Annotated in this window: 19 protein-coding genes and 1 pseudogene; 6 read left to right on the top strand and 14 right to left on the bottom strand. The window is 64.2% G+C overall.

What is annotated here, in order from left to right:
- Positions 1–6: 6 nt before the first annotated feature.
- Positions 7–1,170 carry an aminotransferase gene (locus HL671_RS08975; protein WP_012043619.1) on the top strand — a complete coding sequence of 388 codons (1,164 nt, stop codon included), beginning with the start codon at positions 7–9 and terminating at the stop codon, positions 1,168–1,170.
- A gap of 69 nt (positions 1,171–1,239) precedes the next feature.
- Positions 1,240–2,346 (top strand): polyamine ABC transporter substrate-binding protein, encoded by a 1,107-nt coding sequence (locus HL671_RS08970; protein WP_172236188.1) that lies wholly within the window; start codon positions 1,240–1,242, stop codon positions 2,344–2,346.
- 102 nt (positions 2,347–2,448) lie between these two features.
- On the opposite strand, the gene HL671_RS08965 is transcribed toward HL671_RS08970, so the two are convergent.
- From HL671_RS08965 to HL671_RS08935, 7 genes are all read right to left on the bottom strand, one after another.
- Positions 2,449–2,826 carry a VOC family protein gene (locus HL671_RS08965; protein ID WP_172236187.1) on the bottom strand — a complete coding sequence of 126 codons (378 nt, stop codon included), beginning with the start codon at positions 2,824–2,826 and terminating at the stop codon, positions 2,449–2,451.
- Between the two features lie 159 nt (positions 2,827–2,985).
- On the bottom strand, positions 2,986–3,918 hold the full coding sequence (locus HL671_RS08960) for a lipid A biosynthesis lauroyl acyltransferase (protein WP_012043622.1): 933 nt from the start codon (positions 3,916–3,918) through the stop codon (positions 2,986–2,988).
- A 16-nt stretch (positions 3,919–3,934) separates the two neighbouring features.
- Positions 3,935–5,209, bottom strand: a complete 1,275-nt coding sequence (locus HL671_RS08955) for a beta-ketoacyl-ACP synthase (protein WP_172236186.1) — start codon at positions 5,207–5,209, stop codon at positions 3,935–3,937.
- 37 nt (positions 5,210–5,246) lie between these two features.
- The gene (locus tag HL671_RS08950) at positions 5,247–6,449 is read right to left on the bottom strand and encodes a beta-ketoacyl-ACP synthase (RefSeq protein WP_172236185.1); all 1,203 of its coding nucleotides are present in this window, start codon (positions 6,447–6,449) and stop codon (positions 5,247–5,249) included.
- Positions 6,446–6,916, bottom strand: a complete 471-nt coding sequence (locus HL671_RS08945) for a 3-hydroxyacyl-ACP dehydratase FabZ family protein (protein ID WP_012043625.1) — start codon at positions 6,914–6,916, stop codon at positions 6,446–6,448. The genes HL671_RS08950 and HL671_RS08945 overlap by 4 nt, the downstream gene beginning before the upstream one ends.
- A gap of 9 nt (positions 6,917–6,925) precedes the next feature.
- On the bottom strand, positions 6,926–7,207 hold the full coding sequence (locus tag HL671_RS08940; protein ID WP_006609130.1) for an acyl carrier protein: 282 nt from the start codon (positions 7,205–7,207) through the stop codon (positions 6,926–6,928).
- A gap of 216 nt (positions 7,208–7,423) precedes the next feature.
- Complete coding sequence (locus HL671_RS08935) at positions 7,424–7,774, bottom strand: hypothetical protein (protein WP_012043626.1); 351 nt, start codon at positions 7,772–7,774, stop codon at positions 7,424–7,426.
- A 197-nt stretch (positions 7,775–7,971) separates the two neighbouring features.
- Here HL671_RS08935 and HL671_RS08930 point away from each other — a divergent pair, with 197 nt between their 5' ends.
- Positions 7,972–8,598, top strand: coding sequence for a ParB-like protein (locus tag HL671_RS08930; RefSeq protein WP_012043627.1), 627 nt, complete (start codon positions 7,972–7,974; stop codon positions 8,596–8,598).
- 17 nt (positions 8,599–8,615) lie between these two features.
- On the opposite strand, the gene HL671_RS08925 is transcribed toward HL671_RS08930, so the two are convergent.
- The 3 genes and pseudogenes from HL671_RS08925 to HL671_RS08920 form a co-directional block, all read right to left on the bottom strand.
- Complete coding sequence (locus HL671_RS08925) at positions 8,616–9,200, bottom strand: peroxidase-related enzyme (RefSeq protein WP_172236184.1); 585 nt, start codon at positions 9,198–9,200, stop codon at positions 8,616–8,618.
- A gap of 72 nt (positions 9,201–9,272) precedes the next feature.
- A pseudogene (locus HL671_RS38310) lies at positions 9,273–9,463 on the bottom strand (efflux transporter periplasmic adaptor subunit); the annotation flags it as partial.
- A 67-nt stretch (positions 9,464–9,530) separates the two neighbouring features.
- On the bottom strand, positions 9,531–11,282 hold the full coding sequence (locus HL671_RS08920; RefSeq protein WP_012043629.1) for an ATP-binding protein: 1,752 nt from the start codon (positions 11,280–11,282) through the stop codon (positions 9,531–9,533).
- A 517-nt stretch (positions 11,283–11,799) separates the two neighbouring features.
- On the opposite strand from HL671_RS08920, the gene HL671_RS08915 reads away from it, so the two are divergent.
- A complete protein-coding gene (locus HL671_RS08915) occupies positions 11,800–12,321 on the top strand; it encodes an Hsp20/alpha crystallin family protein (protein WP_012043630.1) in 522 nt (173 codons plus the stop codon).
- A 183-nt stretch (positions 12,322–12,504) separates the two neighbouring features.
- Complete coding sequence (hpaD, locus tag HL671_RS08910; protein ID WP_172236183.1) at positions 12,505–13,422, top strand: 3,4-dihydroxyphenylacetate 2,3-dioxygenase; 918 nt, start codon at positions 12,505–12,507, stop codon at positions 13,420–13,422.
- A gap of 15 nt (positions 13,423–13,437) precedes the next feature.
- Here the strand turns inward: hpaD and HL671_RS08905 are convergent, their stop codons facing one another.
- Both HL671_RS08905 and HL671_RS08900 read right to left on the bottom strand, forming a co-directional pair.
- Positions 13,438–13,887 carry an NUDIX hydrolase gene (locus tag HL671_RS08905; RefSeq protein ID WP_012043632.1) on the bottom strand — a complete coding sequence of 150 codons (450 nt, stop codon included), beginning with the start codon at positions 13,885–13,887 and terminating at the stop codon, positions 13,438–13,440.
- 228 nt (positions 13,888–14,115) lie between these two features.
- Positions 14,116–15,678, bottom strand: coding sequence for a toll/interleukin-1 receptor domain-containing protein (locus HL671_RS08900; RefSeq protein ID WP_172236182.1), 1,563 nt, complete (start codon positions 15,676–15,678; stop codon positions 14,116–14,118).
- 212 nt (positions 15,679–15,890) lie between these two features.
- On the opposite strand from HL671_RS08900, the gene HL671_RS08895 reads away from it, so the two are divergent.
- Complete coding sequence (locus HL671_RS08895; protein ID WP_172236305.1) at positions 15,891–16,403, top strand: hypothetical protein; 513 nt, start codon at positions 15,891–15,893, stop codon at positions 16,401–16,403.
- A gap of 42 nt (positions 16,404–16,445) precedes the next feature.
- Here the strand turns inward: HL671_RS08895 and HL671_RS08890 are convergent, their stop codons facing one another.
- Positions 16,446–16,601, bottom strand: a complete 156-nt coding sequence (locus tag HL671_RS08890; protein ID WP_168167898.1) for a hypothetical protein — start codon at positions 16,599–16,601, stop codon at positions 16,446–16,448.
- 114 nt (positions 16,602–16,715) lie between these two features.
- Positions 16,716–16,991: a hypothetical protein gene (locus tag HL671_RS08885; RefSeq protein WP_172236181.1), complete on the bottom strand. Its 276-nt coding sequence runs from the start codon at positions 16,989–16,991 to the stop codon at positions 16,716–16,718.
- Positions 16,992–17,224: the final 233 nt, after the last annotated feature.

Genomic DNA, 17,224 nt, shown 5'->3' with positions numbered 1-17,224 from the left:
CGCATCATGATCTCGCAGAACAAGGTCTTCGCTGATCTGCCCGTCACCATTTTCGAGCAGATGTCGCAGCTCGCGCGCGACAACAACGCCATCAATCTCGGCCAGGGCTTTCCCGACGATCCCGGCCCGGAGGACATCCGCCGCGCCGCGGCCGATGCCGTCCTGAACGGCTACAACCAGTACCCGTCGATGATGGGGCTGCCCGAGCTGCGCCAGGCGATCGCGGCGCACTACAAGCACTGGCACAAGCTCGACCTCGATCCGATGAGCGAGGTCATGGTGACCTCCGGCGGCACCGAGGCGCTGACCTCGGCGATCCTGTCGGTGGTCGAGCCGGGCGACGAGGTGATCTGCTTTCAGCCGGTCTACGATTCCTACCTGCCGATCATCCGCCAGGCTGGCGGCATTCCGCGCCTGGTGCGGCTCGAGCCGCCGCATTGGCGACTGTCCGAGGAGATGCTGCGGCAAGCATTCTCGCCGAAGACCAAGGCCGTGCTGTTCAACAATCCGCTGAACCCGGCCGCCGTGGTCTATCCGCGCGAGGACCTGGAGCTCTTGGCGCGCTTCTGCCAGGAGTTCGACGCGGTCGCGATCTGCGACGAGGTCTGGGAGCACGTGGTCTTCGACGGCCGCGAGCACATCCCGCTGATCACCATCCCCGGCATGCGCGACCGCACCATCAAGGTCGGCTCGGCCGGCAAGATCTTCTCGCTCACTGGCTGGAAGATCGGCTTCGTCTGCGCCGCGCCGCAGCTGCTGCGTGTCGCGGCCAAGGTGCATCAGTTCCTCACCTTCACGACGGCGCCGAACCTTCAGATGGCGGTGGCCTACGGGCTCGGGAAGTCCGACGACTACTTCCTCGACATGCGCGCGGAGCTGGCGCGCAGCCGCGACCGGCTCACGGCAGGCCTCGAACGTCTCGGTTTTCCCGTGCTGAAGGCGCAGGGGACCTATTTCCTCACCGTCGACCTGTCGCCGCTCGGCCTCAACGAGACCGACGAGCAGTTCTGCCGCCGTATCGTTCACGACTACAAGGTGGCGGCGATCCCGGTGTCGGCGTTCTATGAGAAGGATGCCGTGACCTCGGTCGTCAGGTTCTGCTTTGCCAAGAAGGACGCGACGCTCGATACGGCGCTGGAGCGCCTGTCCGACGCCATTCACCGACGGTAGCTCGAGCATGATCCGGAAAAGTGGGCACCGGTTTTCCGCAAAGATCATGCTCAAACAAGAGATAAGCTCATGACGCGCGGCTGCATTCGTTCGGCTCTGGCGCTGGCCGTTGTGACGCTGACGCTCTCGGCGTCGGCCGGCCATGCCGAAGAGCGCGTCGTCAACTTCTATAACTGGTCGAACTACATGGCGCCGGGGGTCCTCGACGACTTCACCAAGGAGACCGGCATCAATGTCGTCTACGACACGTTCGACGCCAACGAGACGTTGGAAACGCGGCTGCTCGCCGGCAAGTCCGGCTATGACGTGGTGGTGCCCACGGCGTATTTCCTGCAGCGCCAGATCAAGGCCAAGATCTTCCAGCCGCTCGACAAGACCAAACTGCCCAATCTCGCCAATGCGTGGCCGGTCGTGACCGAGCGTCTCGCCACCTACGATCCCGGCAATCAGTTCGCCGCCAACTACATGTGGGGCACGACCGGCATCGGCTATAACGTCAAGACGATCGAGAAGATCTTAGGGGCTGGTGCGCGGATCGACAGCTGGGACATGGTGTTCAAGCCGGAGAACCTAGCCAAGTTCAAGGATTGCGGCGTCCACATGCTGGACTCCGCCGACGACATCTTCCCGGCAGCGCTGAACTATCTCGGCCTCGATCCGAACTCGACCAAGCAGGCCGACCTCGAGAAGGCCGCCGAGGTGGTCGGCCAGGTCGCTCCATCAGTGCGCAAGTTTCATTCGTCGGAATATTTGAGCGCGCTCGCCACCGGCGAGATCTGCCTCGTCGTCGGCTGGTCCGGCGACATCATGCAGGCGAGGAGCCGCGCCGAGGAGGCCAAGAACGGCATCGAGATCGGCTATGCGATCCCCAAAGAGGGCGCGCAGATGTTCTTCGACAATTTCGCGATCCCCGCCGACGCGCAGCACGTCACCGAGGCGTATGCGCTGATCAACTACCTCTACCGGCCCGGGGTCGCCGCCAAGAACTCCGACTTCCTGTCCTACGCCAATGGCAATCTGGCCAGCCAGAAGCTGATCGACCCGAAGATCCTCGGCGACAAGAACATCTATCCGGACGACGCGACCCTGAAGAAGCTGTTCGTCATCACCGCCCGCGAGCCGGCCACGCAGCGGATCATCAACCGTCTCTGGACGAAGGTGAAGACGGGGCGGTGAAGCTTCGGCTGGCGTCATTGCGAGCGCTAGCGAAGCAATCCAGGGTCGCACGAAGATTCTGGATTGCTTCGTCGCGTTGCTCCTCGCAATGACGGCGCAGAATCACGCCATCCGGTGCATCGCGCAGAGCTTGTTGCCGTCGAGATCGCGCAAGTATGCGAGATACAGCTTGCCGGCGGAGCCCTGGCGGATGCCGGGCGGTTCTTCGCAGGTCGTGCCGCCGGCTTCGAGGCCTGCTGCATGCCAGGCGTCGGCCTGCTCGGGCGAGCTGCAGGAAAAGCCGATCGTGCCGCCATTGGCGGGGGTCGCCGGCTGGCCATTGATCGGCTTGGACACCGAGAAGACGCCGGTCGGCGTGAAATAGAAGATGCGGTGGCCGTCGACCTTGGCCGGCCTCACGCCCAACGTTCCCAAGAGCTTGTCGTAGAAGGCCTTGGCCTTGTCGAGGTTGTTGGTGCCGATCATGATGTGCGAAAACATGCGTGCTTGTCCTCCCTGAAGCTTCCGAACAGCTGTCGGATCGGAGGCCAAACTAGCGAGCGATGGCGGAGGAGGTAAGGTTTTTCTTTGAATAGGCCCACGAGAAGCAAATGATACTGGAGGTCTGCTTCCTCGTGGTGGAATTTGGCTGTGTGCCGCTCAGCGCCAGCGCCGGTGCAGCCAGAGCCATTGCTCCGGATATTCGCGGATCCAGCTCTCGACCACGTTGGTGACCGCCTGCGTCGTGCCCTGGATGTCGATCTGGCCATCGGCCGTCCGCACCGGCTTCACTTCCTCCGACAGTTCGGCGCGGAAGCGGTTGCCGGGCAGGCGGATGATACGGACGCCATGCACGGGGCATTCGACCTGGCGCAGCAGGCGCGCGAGCATCGGGTTGGCGCGGGTCTTGCGGCCGAAGAACGTCACCTCGACGCCGCCGGTCAGGTACTGGTCGACCAGCATCGCGACATGCTGGCCGTTCTTGAGTGCCTCGCCGAGCCGCAGCGGGGCGTCGCGGCCGGCGGGGACGAGCGTGCCCATCTTGACCTGCCGCATCTCCTGGATGATGCGGTCGGCCGCGGCGATGTTGGGCCGGCGATACAAGATCGCGGTGTCGAGCTTGTGGGCGACGGCGGCGAGCGCGGGCATCTCCCAATTGGCGAGATGGCTGGCGAAGATCAGCGCCGGCTTGCCGTCGAGACGGAGCTGATGAAACAACTCGTGGGTGCGCGGCGACAGCTCGATCCGGCTGCGCTCGGGATGGGCCTCGTCGTAGTCCCAGATCTTGTCGAGATGGGCGAATTCGGCGCCGACGCGGCCGAGATTGTCCCATACGCCGGCGAGGATCGTCTCGATCTCCTCGGGCGACTTCTCCGGGAAAGCTCTCGTGAGATTGTCGCGACCAATGCGCTGTTCGCGCAGCTTGGGGCCGATCCACTGCGCGATGCGCGCGAAGCGGTCGGCGGTCTTCTGCGGGTCGAAATAGCGCGTCGTTCTGAGCATGCCGACCGTCAGCCCGCCGACGGCGGAGGCCCCGAGCGACTTCACGGCCTGGCGGATGACGAGCTTGGTCCGGAGGGGAATGAGACTCATCGATGCGACAGGCGGATCAGGCCGGTTCGCGGGTCAGGATCAGCGAGGCGTTCTGGCCGCCAAACCCGAACGAGTTCGACATCACGGTGGTGACGCGCGCATCGCGCGCCTTGTTGCCGACCACGTCGAACAGGATCGCGGGATCCGGAACATCGTAATTGATGGTCGGCGGAATCCGCTGATGCTCCAGCGTGAGCAGCGAGAAGATCGCCTCCACCGCGCCGGCCGCAGAGATCGTGTGCCCGACCATCGACTTGTTGGACGAGACCGGAATCTTGCTGGTGTAGTCGCCGAACACGGCGGAGACGCCGACATATTCCATCTTGTCGTTCTCGGGCGTGGCGGTGCCGTGGGCGTTGATGTGGTCGATCTGCTCCGGCGCCATGCCGGCATCGGCCAACGCCTTGCGGATGCAGCCGATGATCGGCTTGCCGTCCGGCGAGGAGCGGGTGCGATGGAAGGAATCGGTCAGCTCGCCGCAGCCGGCGACGACGCCGAGGATCTTGGCGCCGCGCGCCACTGCCGCATCGTAGCTCTCCAGTACCAGCGCGCCGGCGCCCTCGGCCATCACGAACCCGTCGCGGTTCTTGGAGAACGGCTTGGAGGCCGCCTGCGGCGGATCGTTCTGCGTCGACAGCGCCGACAGCAGCGAGAAGCGCACCAGCCCCTCGGGATTCACCGAGCCCTCGGTGGCCGCGCACAGCGCAACATCAGTCTCGCCGCGCCGGATGGCTTCGACACCGAGCTGGATCGCGGTCGCGCCGGAGGCGCAGGCGGTCGACAGCGAGATCGGCGACCCCTTGGTGCCGAACGTATCCGACAGCGAATCCGCGACCGAGCCGAACAGGAAGCGGTGGTGATAATTCACGAACTTGCCGCCGCCGCAGACCCTCAGCAGGTCGTCATAGGTGAATTGCGTGCCGCCGACCTCGTGCGCGAGCTCCAGACGCTGCGGCCATTCGATCTCGACCGGCGCAACCGCGAGAAACAGCGGACCCGGGAAGTCACCCTTGGTGCCGATCCCGGATTGCGCGATCGCTTCTTCGACCGCCATGTGGCCGAGTCGTTCGGAGAGCCCTGTCGAGGTGAACGGGGCGACCGGGACGAAATCGACGGTGCCGGCCATCGTGGTCTTCAGGCCGTCGATCGGAAAGCGCGTGATGGTGCGGATGCCGGATTCGCCGGCGACCAGCTTGCTCCAGTTCTCCGCTTTGCCGGCGCCGAGCGAGGTGACGATGCCCATCCCGGTCACGACCACGATGGGGCGTCCAAACTTGTCGCGTAAACTCATATTGTCCCCCGTCGCGTATCCGTCGGCCGCGCCGCGCTCACTTGACTGATTCGACCAAGGCCATGCCTTCGCCGCGGTAATGGCCGGCACCGACCACGACGATCTGGGCCGGAGCCTGCTTCATCTCGATCTCGACGCCGGAGGAATCGCCCGGCGCAAACAGCGCGCCACGGGATATCGACAGCGCCGCAAGCGCAAGGCCGAGGGCGAAATGGGCTTCCATCGTATGGCCGAAGCGGGTTCCGCTCGATCGCACGGCGAAGGCTTTGTGCTGACCGAGGAAGGCGCGCTCTTCCGAGGTCACGGGCTCGGCGCCTGTTGCGCCGGTGATGATGGCGCCGGGAGCTTCGTGGACGTCCAGCGCGGACCACAGCCGCTCCAGCGTGCCAGTCACGGCACCGGCTTCCTTGCGGCGGGCGCGATCGGCGACCACCTTGCTGAGCCGCGCCAGCGGCTTGGCACCGCGGGCCTCGGCATGGGGCCTGGATTCCAGCACGAGGAATGCACCGGCCGATCCGAGCGCAAAGCCGGGATGCTCCTTGCGGTCCCAGACCGGGGCGAACTTGTTCTTCAGATTGTAGTCGCCGAACTCGTACAGAACGAGCAGGTCCTTGCGCTCGCCATTATGCGAGCCGCCGACCAGCGCGATGTCGCTCTGGCCGCCGGCAATGCGCGCCAGCGCGATCTTGAACGCGTCGACGCCCGCGACCTCTTCGCCCATGAAGGTGCGCGAGGTGCCGCACACGCCATGCGAGATTGCGATGTTGCCGGCGAGCAGGTTGGAGAGCTGCGCCAGGAACAGGGTGGGGCGTAAATCGCTCATCAGCCGGTCGTTGAGAAAGCCCGGCGTACAATTGCCCTGCGCCTCGGCGTTGAGGATGTTGGTGTCGACCGAGATGTCGCGCTCGCCGCCACCGGCGGCGACGATCATGTCCATCCGGGACAGGATCTCCTTATTGCCTTTGAGGCCGGCGGAATCCAGCGCCAGCCCGGCGGCATAGGTGCCGATGCGCTGCCACGCCTCCATCTGGCGCTGTTCCTTCTTGGGGATCTGCGCTTCCAGATTCACCTTGGCCCAGGGATGCACGATGTAGGGCGCGAAGCCCTGCTCGTCGACATTGATCCGGCCGGAGTTGAGGGCGTCCCAGTTCGCATCGAGGCCCTCGCCAAGCGAGGTCGCAAGCCCGATACCGGTGATCCAGACTTCGACGGGCTCGGCGGTCACGGCTGTCTCATTCATCGCTGCAGGACCTGTTGCGGAAAGCCGACGCGCTGGGCGACGGCGTCCATGTGTCCGCGCAATTCCGGGTTGGGGAAGGGGACATGGCTAAACGTGATTGTCGCATTGGAGCGAAGCTTGCCGTCGACCTTCACGCGGGCTTCGGTGATGGCATAGCCGGAGCCCTCATGCAGCACATTGGCCTCGACGCTCAGCACCTCGCCGGGCGAGACGAAGCCGCGCATCTTGGCCTCCTTGACGGCAGCCAGGAACGGCATTCGCTCGAACTTCATCAGCGCAAGCAACAGCCATCCCGATGTCTGCGCCATCGATTCGATCAACAAAACGCCGGGCATGATCGGGTAGCCCGGAAAATGTCCTTCGAAAATGGTGCTTTCGGTGGGAACCTTGGCTTCGACGGTGATGGTCTTCTCGTCCAGTCGGAGGTCGAGAATGCGGTCGATCAGCTGGAAGTACTCGATCTGCATGGCGGGCGCTCACGCGCCCTTGGCGGCGACCAGCTCGTCGATGCGGGCGCACAGGTTCTTCAGCACGAAATACTGTTCGGTGCTGGCTTTGCCGTCGTTCACTTCCTGCGTCCACTTCTCGAGCGGCAGCTTGATCCCGAAGGCCTTGTCGATCGCGAACGCGATGTCGAGGAAATCGAGGCTGTCGATGCCCAGATCGTCGATGGCGTGGCTATCCGGCGTGATCGTGTCGCGCGGGATGTCGCAGGTTTCAGCGATGATCGTGGCGACCTGATCGAATGTTGAGGACATCACTAAGCCTTTGATATTTTTGAGCTAATCCGGAGAAGGGCAACGAGAGGACACCGCCCCCGGGGCGTCTGATGCGAGCCCTTTTACCCCCGTCGCCCAGGAGTCGTGTGCCCGTATATCGGAGCGCCGCGGTGAGTTCAATGGAGCCGGGCCGCTCGGTTGTGGCGGGATTGTGATGCCCTGTCTGGCCGCGGCGCCGCCGCTGGGATCAGCAGCTCACGGGGTGTAGGTCTCCGTGATGATGCGGGCGCAGTCGCGCCGTCCGGTCAGCAGGCAGTCCTGGGTCTTGCGCAGATCCGCAATGCTCATGGCCAGCCAGATGCCGATCGCGGTCAGCGCGATGGTAAAGGCGATCGCAGCGATATTGGCCAGGATGCGGTGACGGAAATCATCGGGCTGCTCGCGCGGCTGCTCATAGCGGGAGAGATCGAGCTGGAGCATCTCGCGCCGATGCAGCGGAACCGGCGGGCCGCCGCCCTCGACCACGCGCCGCGCCGGACCGCTGCGTGGCCGGAATGGCACCACGCGATGCTCTTCCTCCGCTGCGATGGGGCGCTGGGTCTTCATGCCTCGACTCCGATGTGCTTTCTTAGCATGCAGGCGCAGCCTCTCACAAAGAAACTTTGCCGGGGTTGAGCTGCATCAGACGGGCCTGTCGCCCTGCGGATGTGTCGTGTCCGCCCCGTTTGGTGTAACGGTGGAACCCACGCGCCGGCGGTGCTGATCGCGCCCGAGGCGTCCGCGAAATCCGTTGGAGCCCACGCATGGCCAATACCCGCGAGCCGCTGCTGCATCCCGTGCCGATCCTGTCGTTGCGACCGACGCAGATGACGGTCGGCATGCGCGAGGTGAAGGACAAGCGGGAGCGCTGGCGCGAGCACAAATCCCAGAAGAAGCAGGCCGAGCTGCTCGGCAAGCACATGATCCCCGTCGTGCTCGGTCCGGACAAGCGGCACTATGTCGTCGACCATCATCATCTGGCCCGCGCGCTGCACGATGAGGGTGTCAAGGATGTCCTCGTCAGCGTGATCGGCGATCTCTCGATGGTCGATCGCGACGGCTTCTGGAACGTGATGGACAACAAGCGCTGGGTGTATCCTTACGACGCCAAGGGCGAGCGGCGGCATTTCAAGGATCTGCCGAAGACGGTGGCGGATCTGAAGGACGATCCGTTTCGCAGCCTCGCGGGCGAGCTGCGCCGCGCCGGTGGCTTTGCCAAGGACACGACACCGTTCAGCGAGTTTCTGTGGGCGGACTTCCTGCGCCGCAGGGTCAAGCGCAAGACGGTGGAGAGCCATTTCGCGGCGGCCATGGAGCATGCGCTGGCGCTCGCCAAGAGCCATGATGCCGTCTATCTGCCCGGCTGGTGCGGCCCGGCATCGGACGACTGACCGGCTTAAGTCTCGGCCTACTTCGCCTTCGGCAACCGGCCCATCAGATAGAACTCGTCATTGGGCCGCATGCCCGTGACATTGGCGATCCGGTTTGACAACGCGAAGAAGGCGGCGATCGCCGTGATGTCCCAGATATCGTCGTCGCTGAAGCCGTGGCTTGCCAGGGTCTTGAAATCGGCGTCGTCCACCGCCTGGGCCTCAAGCGCGACCTTCATCGCGAAATCGAGCATTGCGCGCTGCCGCGGCGTGATGTCGGCCTTGCGGTAGTTGATCGCGATCTGATCGGCGATCAGGGGATTCTTGGCGCGGATGCGCAGGATCGCGCCGTGGGCGATGACGCAATATTGGCACTGATTGGCGCTCGAGGTTGCCACCACGATCATTTCGCGCTCGGCCTTGGTCAGGCCGCCGTCCTTCTCCATCAGAGCGTCGTGGTAGGCGAAGAAGGCGCGGAACTCGTCCGGCCGCTGCGCGAGCGTCAGGAAGACGTTGGGCACGAAGCCGCTCTTCTCCTGCACCGCCAGGAGGCGGGTGCGGATGTCGTCGGGCAGCGCATCGATCGCGGGGACGGGGAAGCGGCTGATGGCAGGCTGCGTCATGGCAACGGGTCCAGATTGGCGTTCGGGCGGCGAACCATAATCCATGACGGCGCGGGCGCAATGGCCGTCGGCTCAGTTCATCACCTCGACCGTCTCCGAGCGTCCCGCGACCAGGTCCCGACGCTCCGGCACGGCATCGAGCGCGATGCGGACCGGGGACGCGCTGCGCCAGCCGTACCCAGTTGAAAGGTCGGATTGACGTTGGCCAGCAGGCTCGCACTCTCGGCGCGCTCGCGATCCTCGATGCCGGCGGCGATGCTTTTGGATAAGGTCCTCCGTCCGTTGCTGTCACGACAGGCACGGCAGGGGTCCGGGCAGGCGGCCGCGGGCTTAGCGCAGCGGCTTCTTCAGCAGGGAGAAGCGGTCGGGGTCGAGCCCCATGGACGGCTGCAGCATGGGGGCATCGAGCGCGGTCGCGAGACCGCCGCGATCGCCGCTGCTGATCGTGCCGCCGTCGCCGGCCGCATCACGGCTCGACGTGGCGCCGCGCCAGCGTTCCAGAACGGCCGCGACGAAATGCATGTCATGGCCGGCATTGACGGAGCGCACGGTGGCGATCGTTGCCTCGCTGCGCGGCAATTGATGCGGCGGCACTTCCTTGAAGCGCAGCCGCGTCGGCAGCGCCACGCCCTCACCGAACGCCAGCACCTCGCGGGTGCCGAGCGAGGGCACGAAGGACAGCAGGTTGGCGGCGGCATCGGACACCGCGGAGCGCAGCAGCGACTGGTCGCGCTCGTTGGCGAGGCGCATCGTGAACAGCGTATTGCACTGGGAGATGATGGTCGCGTCGAGCTCGGCCGGGCGCTGGGTGATCAGGCCGAGATAGACACCGTATTTGCGGCCTTCCTTGGCGATGCGCGAGATCGCCTTGCGGGTTGGGCCGAACCCGATCGAGCGGTCGGCGGAGGCATAGCGATGCGCCTCCTCGCAGACGAACAATAGCGGCGAGACGCCGTCGCTCCACAGGCCGAAATCGAACGCCATGCGGCAGACCACGGAGACGACGGAATCGACCACCTCGGCCGGGAAGCCGGCGAGTTGCATCACCGTCATCGGCCGGCCGTTCGCCGGCAGGCGGAACAGATGGCTGATGACCTCCGCCATGGTGTCGCCGCCGACATTGGCGTTGTCGAACATGAAGGCGTAGCGCGGGTCGTTGCGCACGGTCTCGATGCGCGAGATCAGCTTGTGATAGATGATGCGCGAGGAGCGGTTCTCCAGCTTGCCCATGCGCTCGTCGATCAGGCTGATCAGGTCGACGAGGCGATACGGCACCGGCGTATCGACGGTGTAGCCGACGGTCTTGGGATCGATCCGCTTCAGCCCGATGCGGTCCGTATTCTGGTACTGGGTGTAGATGCCCTTCGCCAGCGGGATCACCTCGGCGAGAATATCGAGCTCCTCCGGCACGCCGGGGCGGCCGCCGAACAGGACGTCGACAATCTCCTCGAAATTGAACAGCCAGAACGGCAGCTTCAGATTGCGCGGGTTCAGCACCAGCGCGCGTTCGCCGAAGCAGCGGCCATATTCGTTGTGGACGTCGAGCAGGAAGATGCGCAGGTTCGGCCGGGCTTTGAGGATCTCGTTGAGCAGCAGCGACACGCCGGTCGATTTGCCGACGCCGGTCGATCCGAGCACCGCGAAATGCTTCGACAGCATTTCCTCGACATTGACGCAGGCGCGCACGCTGGTGTCCTGCTGCAGGGCGCCGATGTCGATATGGTCGCCTGCCGTCGGCGTGTAGATCGTGCGCAGCTCCTGGCTGGTGATCATGTCGACGGCGTCGCCGATGGTCGGATAATGGGTGACGCCGCGCTGGAATTTCGGCCGCTCGGCGGGGCCGAGGATCTCGCCGAGCAGGTCCACCGACGCGGTCGCGACATAGTCGTGGGCCTGCGACAGGTCCTCACTGGTGACCTCGGTGATGATCGCGATGATCGTGGCGCTCGGGCAGCGGATGCTGATGAAGCGGCCGACTGTCGCGCGGATCTCGGAAACGGTCATCTGCTGGGTCGACAGAATGCCGACGCGGGCCTGGGAGCCTCGCACCGAGATTACGCGTCCGAAGGATGTCACGGTCATGAAACCTGTGGTGAATGGTTGAGCCGACACCTTCACCGCTGGAACTGGAAAATCTGTTAAGCGATCCACAATTCGCGCGCCATTCCGCCATGATCGGGGCGCTGGAATGGCCGCCACAGGGCTGCCAGACTGCTCCATTTTCGTCACTTAACGCCTTGGAGCGCAAAGCTTTCTTCTGCCTGCCCTAAAGCAGGATGCGAGCTGCGCCGGTTTACGATGCATTCACCATCTTGCCCGCTCTTGAGAGGCGGGGAGCGCTTGGAACCGGCGCGCCGATGGCGGCCCGTGTCACGCCAAGGAGGTCCGTGCAGCGCCGCTTCCACCCGCACCGTTTGAAGGATCTCGGGACATCGGAGAGTGGGCTCATTTGATCGTGATCAATCTAAACCGCTGAGAGCTTCGGTATATGTTTCCCGTCAAGCGCGAGGGAGCGGATGCCGGCCGATCTCGTCAAGCGCGACGGTCGCGCCCGTGCCGCTAACGACATGATCCTCGCGTGAAACAGGAGGATGAAGTCATGGCTGAACCCACCAAACTGCCCGTCAATACTGACAAAGCAACTGCGCCGTCCGTGCAGGGATGGCGGCCGTTCGAGAGCCTGCGCCGCGAGATCGACCGCGTGTTCGAGGATTTCCACAGCGGAATCTGGCGCACGCCGTCATTGTTCGATCAACTGCCGAGTCTTCCCCGGACGCGGTCCTTTGCGGTCGCGCCCGCCGTCGACGTGGCCGAGCACGACAATGCCTACGAGGTCTCGGCGGAACTGCCGGGGCTCGACGAGAAGAACGTCGAGGTGAAGGTCACGAACGGCGTGCTGTCGATCAGGGGCGAGAAGCAGGAGGACAAGGAAGAGAAGAAGAAGGACTATTACGTCCGCGAGCGCAGCTTCGGTTCATTTGAACGCTCCTTCCAGATCCCGGACGGCGTGGATACCGACAAGATCGAGGCGGTGTTCAGGCAGGGCGTGCTCAAGGTCACGCTGCCCAAGAAGCCGGAGGTGCAGAAGGCCGCCAAGACCATCGACATCAAGGCGGCGTGAACGCCGCGGTCCCCATGATCTTGTCGCGATGATCTTGTCCCATGATCTTGGGACAGCAGATGGCTCGAATGCCGGAAGGGCCGCTGTCGCGGCCTTTTTTTCGCGAGGCGGCCCGGCTAGTCTGTCGGCCAAGCAGACGGTCCGCCATGCCGGATCGTGAATGATGGGAAGGGAGACGAGACAATGGGCAAGCTCGCACTGGCGGCGAAGATCACACACGTGCCGTCGATGTATCTCAGCGAGCTCGATGGTCCGGCCAGGGGCAAGCGCCAGTCGGCGATCGATGGCCATATCGAGATCGGCCGGCGTTGCCGCGAGGCGGGCGTCGACACGATCGTCGTGTTCGACACCCACTGGCTGGTCAATGCGGGCTACCACATCAACTGCGCGCCGCATTTCCAGGGGCTCTACACCTCCAACGAGCTGCCGCACTTCATTGCCAACATGACCTATGAGTATGACGGCAACCCGGAGCTTGGCCGCATCCTGGCCGAGGGGGCCAATGCCCATGGCATCGCCACCATGGCCCATGCGGCCACGTCGCTGGCGCTCGAATACGGGACCCTGGTGCCGATGCGCTACATGAATGCCGATCGCCATTTCAAGGTGGTGTCGGTATCGGCGCTCTGCACCTCGCATTACCTCGCCGACAGCGCCAAGCTCGGCTGGGCATTCCGCCGTGCGGTCGAGGATCATTACGATGGCACGGTGGCCTTCTTCGCGTCGGGCTCCCTGAGCCACCGCTTCGCGCAGAACGGCACCGCCGACGAATATCGCGACAAGATGTTCAGCCCGTTCCTCGAGCGTCTCGACCACGAGGTGATCCAGATGTGGGAGCAGGGTGAATGGCCCGACTTCTGCGACATGCTTCCGGAATATGCCAGCAAGGGTCATGGCGAGGGCTTCATGCACGACACCGCGATGCTGCTCGGTGCGCTCGGCTGGAACCATTACGACCGCGGCGTCGAGGTGGTCACGCCGTTCTTTCCCTCGTCGGGGACCGGTCAGATCAACGCGGTGTTTCCGGTGTCGCCGATGCCGCAGGCGCTCGCGGACATCGGCCGGCCGCGCGCCGCAGCGCTTGCGGGGGGACGGCTGTAGAGCGAGCGAGAGAGCCTACCAGGCTCCCGCTTTGTGCAGCATCGCCACGATGTCCTCGGGGTAGACCTGGTCGGTGGTCGCTGCCAGCTCCGCCGGGCGCCACCAGCGCTGGGCGGCGATGGCGGCGCGCTCCAGCGCGGTCCAATGTGTCGACGAAATCTCGGCGCTGCCGATCCTGATCAGGAAATAGCGCTCGTCCGAGCAGACCTGTTCGCCGTCCACCATCGTGAACGTGACCGATCGCCGCGCGATCTGCCGGCCTGGATCGGCGATGCGGATCCCGGTTTCCTCGAACATCTCGCGGCAGGCGGCGGCCTCGTAGCTCTCACCGGGGTCGAGCCCGCCGCCCGGCGTCGCCCAGAACATCTCTCCCTGCAGCGCGCCGGCGAGGTGCACGAATTTGAACAGCAAGAGCCGGTCGAGCGCGTCGAGCAGCAGCAGGCGGGAGGAGGGGCGTTCACGCATCAGACGAAGCTTTCCGGTCGACATCGTTACGGCCGGCTGATGCGCTCTCGCATGATCATCTGGCCCGAGCCGCGCCAAGAGATCCACCCGCCTGCGCCCTCAAGCGGCTGCATGTCGATCCTGGACCGCTGCCTTCAGGTGTCATGAACTCTCCTTGTCGTCAATCGCGTCGCATCGCTGACGATCGTGGAGCGAGGCCGGCGCAGGACCGGTTCTTCCCGGCCGATGTCAGATCGCGAAGCTCTCCTTGAGATTCTCCAGCGCTTTCACAGTGACGGTCGAGTTGATCTGGCCCGACGTCTCGCGGAACGCGCGCAGCGTTGCGATCCACTGCTCGGCGGCTGCCGGAAATGACGGGCTCGCGAGATCGGTGCCGAGGATCTTCTCGGCTGAAGCCATCAATTGCGAACGGGCGTCGAACCATTGGTCCTGAAGCTTCTTGGCAAGCTGCAAATGTTCGCTGTCGGCACCGAAATACTGGCGAATGGCCGCGACCTGGTCGAGCTTCAGCGCACGCGCTTCCTCCTCGATCAGGAGCAGCTCGCGCACCAGCTGTCTCACCTTGTACTGCGTCTTGGCCGCCTCATGTTCGAGGATGAAGGAGTCCACCGAGAGCGCGCTGTCGGGCTCCACGAAGATGAAGCGGTATTTGGCCGCGACGTTGATGAAGCCGAGGATGCAGGAGGTGGCGTTGTCGCCGAGCATCCGCGCCGACAGCCGCTTGATGAAGTAGACGTGCACCAGCTTCTGGCCGTTATAGTAGTCGAGTTGCCGGGTGACGATGACCCGGTAGATCTGGTCGTCCACGGACTTCAGGATCTGGTCGCTGTCGGTGGGCGTCTCTGACGAGATCGCGCTGATCACCGCCTGTTCGATCGCCACGAGGATGGAGGAGGCGCCGAGCGTGTCGCGGACCCGCATCTTCCTGCGAAACTCGCCCCATTTGAGCGTGTCGCGCGGCTCGGCGATGCCGAAGATCTCCAGCGCGCGCGAATGCGGGGTGAGGGTGGTGTCGTCCGGAATGGTGCTGATCGGCTGATCGCTGGGTGGCTTCGGCAGCAGGAACTCGATGAGCCGCTGTTCGACCGAGTGACGCGTGATGCGCATGCTCATGCTGTCGAACAGCTTGCCCTTCAAGGTCGGGATGATCTCGGTCGCGATCTGGCGTCTGCGCTTGGTGCGCAGCCGGTCCAAGGTGTCGCGGTCCTCGTTCAGCGGCGGCGGCAGGCGAACCTCGGCCCGTGCGGCGATGTCGAGCATCACGCGCGCCAGCGGATCGGGATCGTCGATCGATTGCGTGGATTTCTGCACATAGTCGGCGCGCGGCCCCGACAGGTCGTCGGTATCGACCTCCATGTTGATGCCGAGAATGCCCTCGCCCGTCGGCGGCGTCTCGCCGCAATACAGATAGATGATGCGGCGCGCGGTCTCGCCATCGCCCTGCTTCTTTTCTTCTTCCATCAGGGCTTCGAAGAAGCCGAGCTCCCAGCCGGTGTAACCATGGCTCTTCTTGAGCTGGCCGGTATAGAGCACCACCAGGAAATCGGATTTGCGCAGGCCAGCGCGCAGGTCCTGGCGGATTTCGTCGCTGGCTTCGATCGATTTGGAGTCGAGGAAGATCTTGACCCGATCGAAGATCGTCTCGCTCAGCGACTGCAGGCTCTGATACACGGCCTGAGCGACGTCGTGATCTTCCGAGGCATAGGAAATGAAGACGCCGGCCGGGCGATAGGGACCGAGATCGTTGACGGACCTTGCCGCGGCGGCCATTGCAGCTGGAGCTAACGCCATGACGCTCTCCAAACCTGGCAAAGGATCTAAGTATCAGCGGTGATCTTGAGTGCGTTTGTGCTCGATTGCAACTGTTGGGGGAGGTGTCCCGATACGCTTGCCGTGGGCTGCCCATGCCGGCTGTGCGGGAACCTGGCGGCGCGCCGGTTGAACTTCAAGGCGGCGCCCACGACTCATGCTGACACGGCAAGGAGGTGGCGCGGGTGACGACGATGCGAGTTCTGCTGCTCATCATGATCGTTGTGGCCTCAGGCGCTGCGTCCGCCCAAGCTCCCGACCGGAATGCCTGTAACGTCGAGGTCGTGGTCATCGATCCCGATCCCCGCGGCGCGAACGTGCGAGCGGAGCCTGGCGGCAGCATCGTCGCGACGCTGAAGAACCCGACCAGCGACGGCTGGATCCTCGTCCATCTCGCCGCCCAGCAGGGTGACTGGTTCGAGATCGACCGCGCGGTTCTGGTGGAGGCGGACCAGGACAAGCCGAGAGTGATCTTCCACGGCAGGGGCTTCATGCACCGGAGCGTCGTCGGCGCCGGCGGCCTGCAGAACGGCACGGCGATCTATCGCGATCATGCCGCATCGAGCGCGAAGCTCGATCCGCATGCCGATGGTGATCAGACGATCGAACTGCTCGGCTGCTTTGGGGAGTTCGCCAAGGTCCGCGCCAAGAAAGGCATTGGCTGGACCCGGCAGCTCTGCACCAACATGGTCACGACATGCTCGTGAACCGGCGCTTGCCGGTTGCTGCCGCGTTGGCCAAGACCCTTGTCAGGCGGCACAACGCGGGTGCTGCAGGCGCTCCAACTCGCGCCGGCACTCGGCCGCGAACTGCCGCAGGCGCTCGATCGTGAGCATGTCGGTGATGCTCCGCTCAAGCCGCTCGGCGCGCGCAATCTGGTCCTCGAGATCCTGCTGCCTGCTCATGTCCCGTCTCCTCGTGCGAACAAGTTGATGCAAATTGCATCGTTCCGGGGAGGGCAGGATCGTGGTGAATGGGAGGTAAATTGCAGGTGCGGCGCGGGCGCGGAGCTGCCAGTCTCACCTCTGCTCGATCTCGGCCACGGCACCGCCGGTGCGCGTGGCCGGCGCGGCTGGACCAGGATTTTGAACGGTTGGAGGTTTCTGAAAGGTCATGACGTCGACGGCTGACAAAGCAGGCCGCGCTGGCTGGCAGCCCGCCGTCAAGGTTACGATCGATCCCTGCCGGCAAGCCCGCTGATCGTCATCCTTGTTGATCGCCGTCCAGATCAGTCCAGCGACACCCAAACAGAGCAGGGGCAATCCACCTAAAATCACCCAACGCACGATCGGCAATCCTTACTCCCTCAGCACTCCTGTCTGGGTGGCATGGTGCGCTGATCGCTGCCAGCAACTTCCGCTGGCGTCCTTAACTGAAGGGAACTATGTGGCGACTTGGCCACGTTTTTATAACTTTTAGTAGTCTCGCTCTTCGGCTTTAGTCATATCGGTTGAATCGGGCGCGGGCTGGGCGGATTTGCGACGGTGATGGTCGTTCACCCGGCGTGGCTTGCGCGCACAGACTGTCC

The sequence above is a fragment of the Bradyrhizobium denitrificans genome, from assembly GCF_013179005.1.
Lineage (GTDB): Bacteria > Pseudomonadota > Alphaproteobacteria > Rhizobiales > Xanthobacteraceae > Bradyrhizobium > Bradyrhizobium denitrificans.
Note: the sequence above shows the minus strand (reverse complement) of the source record. Positions and strands in the feature narration are given on the sequence as shown.

Coding starts and splice junctions, on each gene's coding strand:
- HL671_RS08915 (WP_012043630.1), top strand. CDS start 11,800: ATGGCTGAACCCACCAAACTGCCCGTCAATACTGACAAAGCAACTGCG.
- HL671_RS08940 (WP_006609130.1), bottom strand. CDS start 7,207: ATGTCCTCAACATTCGATCAGGTCGCCACGATCATCGCTGAAACCTGC.
- HL671_RS08935 (WP_012043626.1), bottom strand. CDS start 7,774: ATGAAGACCCAGCGCCCCATCGCAGCGGAGGAAGAGCATCGCGTGGTG.
- HL671_RS08900 (WP_172236182.1), bottom strand. CDS start 15,678: ATGGCGTTAGCTCCAGCTGCAATGGCCGCCGCGGCAAGGTCCGTCAAC.
- HL671_RS08950 (WP_172236185.1), bottom strand. CDS start 6,449: ATGAATGAGACAGCCGTGACCGCCGAGCCCGTCGAAGTCTGGATCACC.
- hpaD (WP_172236183.1), top strand. CDS start 12,505: ATGGGCAAGCTCGCACTGGCGGCGAAGATCACACACGTGCCGTCGATG.
- HL671_RS08930 (WP_012043627.1), top strand. CDS start 7,972: ATGGCCAATACCCGCGAGCCGCTGCTGCATCCCGTGCCGATCCTGTCG.
- HL671_RS08955 (WP_172236186.1), bottom strand. CDS start 5,209: ATGAGTTTACGCGACAAGTTTGGACGCCCCATCGTGGTCGTGACCGGG.
- HL671_RS08895 (WP_172236305.1), top strand. CDS start 15,891: ATGCGAGTTCTGCTGCTCATCATGATCGTTGTGGCCTCAGGCGCTGCG.
- HL671_RS08890 (WP_168167898.1), bottom strand. CDS start 16,601: ATGAGCAGGCAGCAGGATCTCGAGGACCAGATTGCGCGCGCCGAGCGG.
- HL671_RS08920 (WP_012043629.1), bottom strand. CDS start 11,282: ATGACCGTGACATCCTTCGGACGCGTAATCTCGGTGCGAGGCTCCCAG.
- HL671_RS08960 (WP_012043622.1), bottom strand. CDS start 3,918: ATGAGTCTCATTCCCCTCCGGACCAAGCTCGTCATCCGCCAGGCCGTG.
- HL671_RS08945 (WP_012043625.1), bottom strand. CDS start 6,916: ATGCAGATCGAGTACTTCCAGCTGATCGACCGCATTCTCGACCTCCGA.
- HL671_RS08925 (WP_172236184.1), bottom strand. CDS start 9,200: ATGACGCAGCCTGCCATCAGCCGCTTCCCCGTCCCCGCGATCGATGCG.
- HL671_RS08905 (WP_012043632.1), bottom strand. CDS start 13,887: ATGCGTGAACGCCCCTCCTCCCGCCTGCTGCTGCTCGACGCGCTCGAC.
- HL671_RS08970 (WP_172236188.1), top strand. CDS start 1,240: ATGACGCGCGGCTGCATTCGTTCGGCTCTGGCGCTGGCCGTTGTGACG.
- HL671_RS08975 (WP_012043619.1), top strand. CDS start 7: ATGATCTCGCAGAACAAGGTCTTCGCTGATCTGCCCGTCACCATTTTC.
- HL671_RS08965 (WP_172236187.1), bottom strand. CDS start 2,826: ATGTTTTCGCACATCATGATCGGCACCAACAACCTCGACAAGGCCAAG.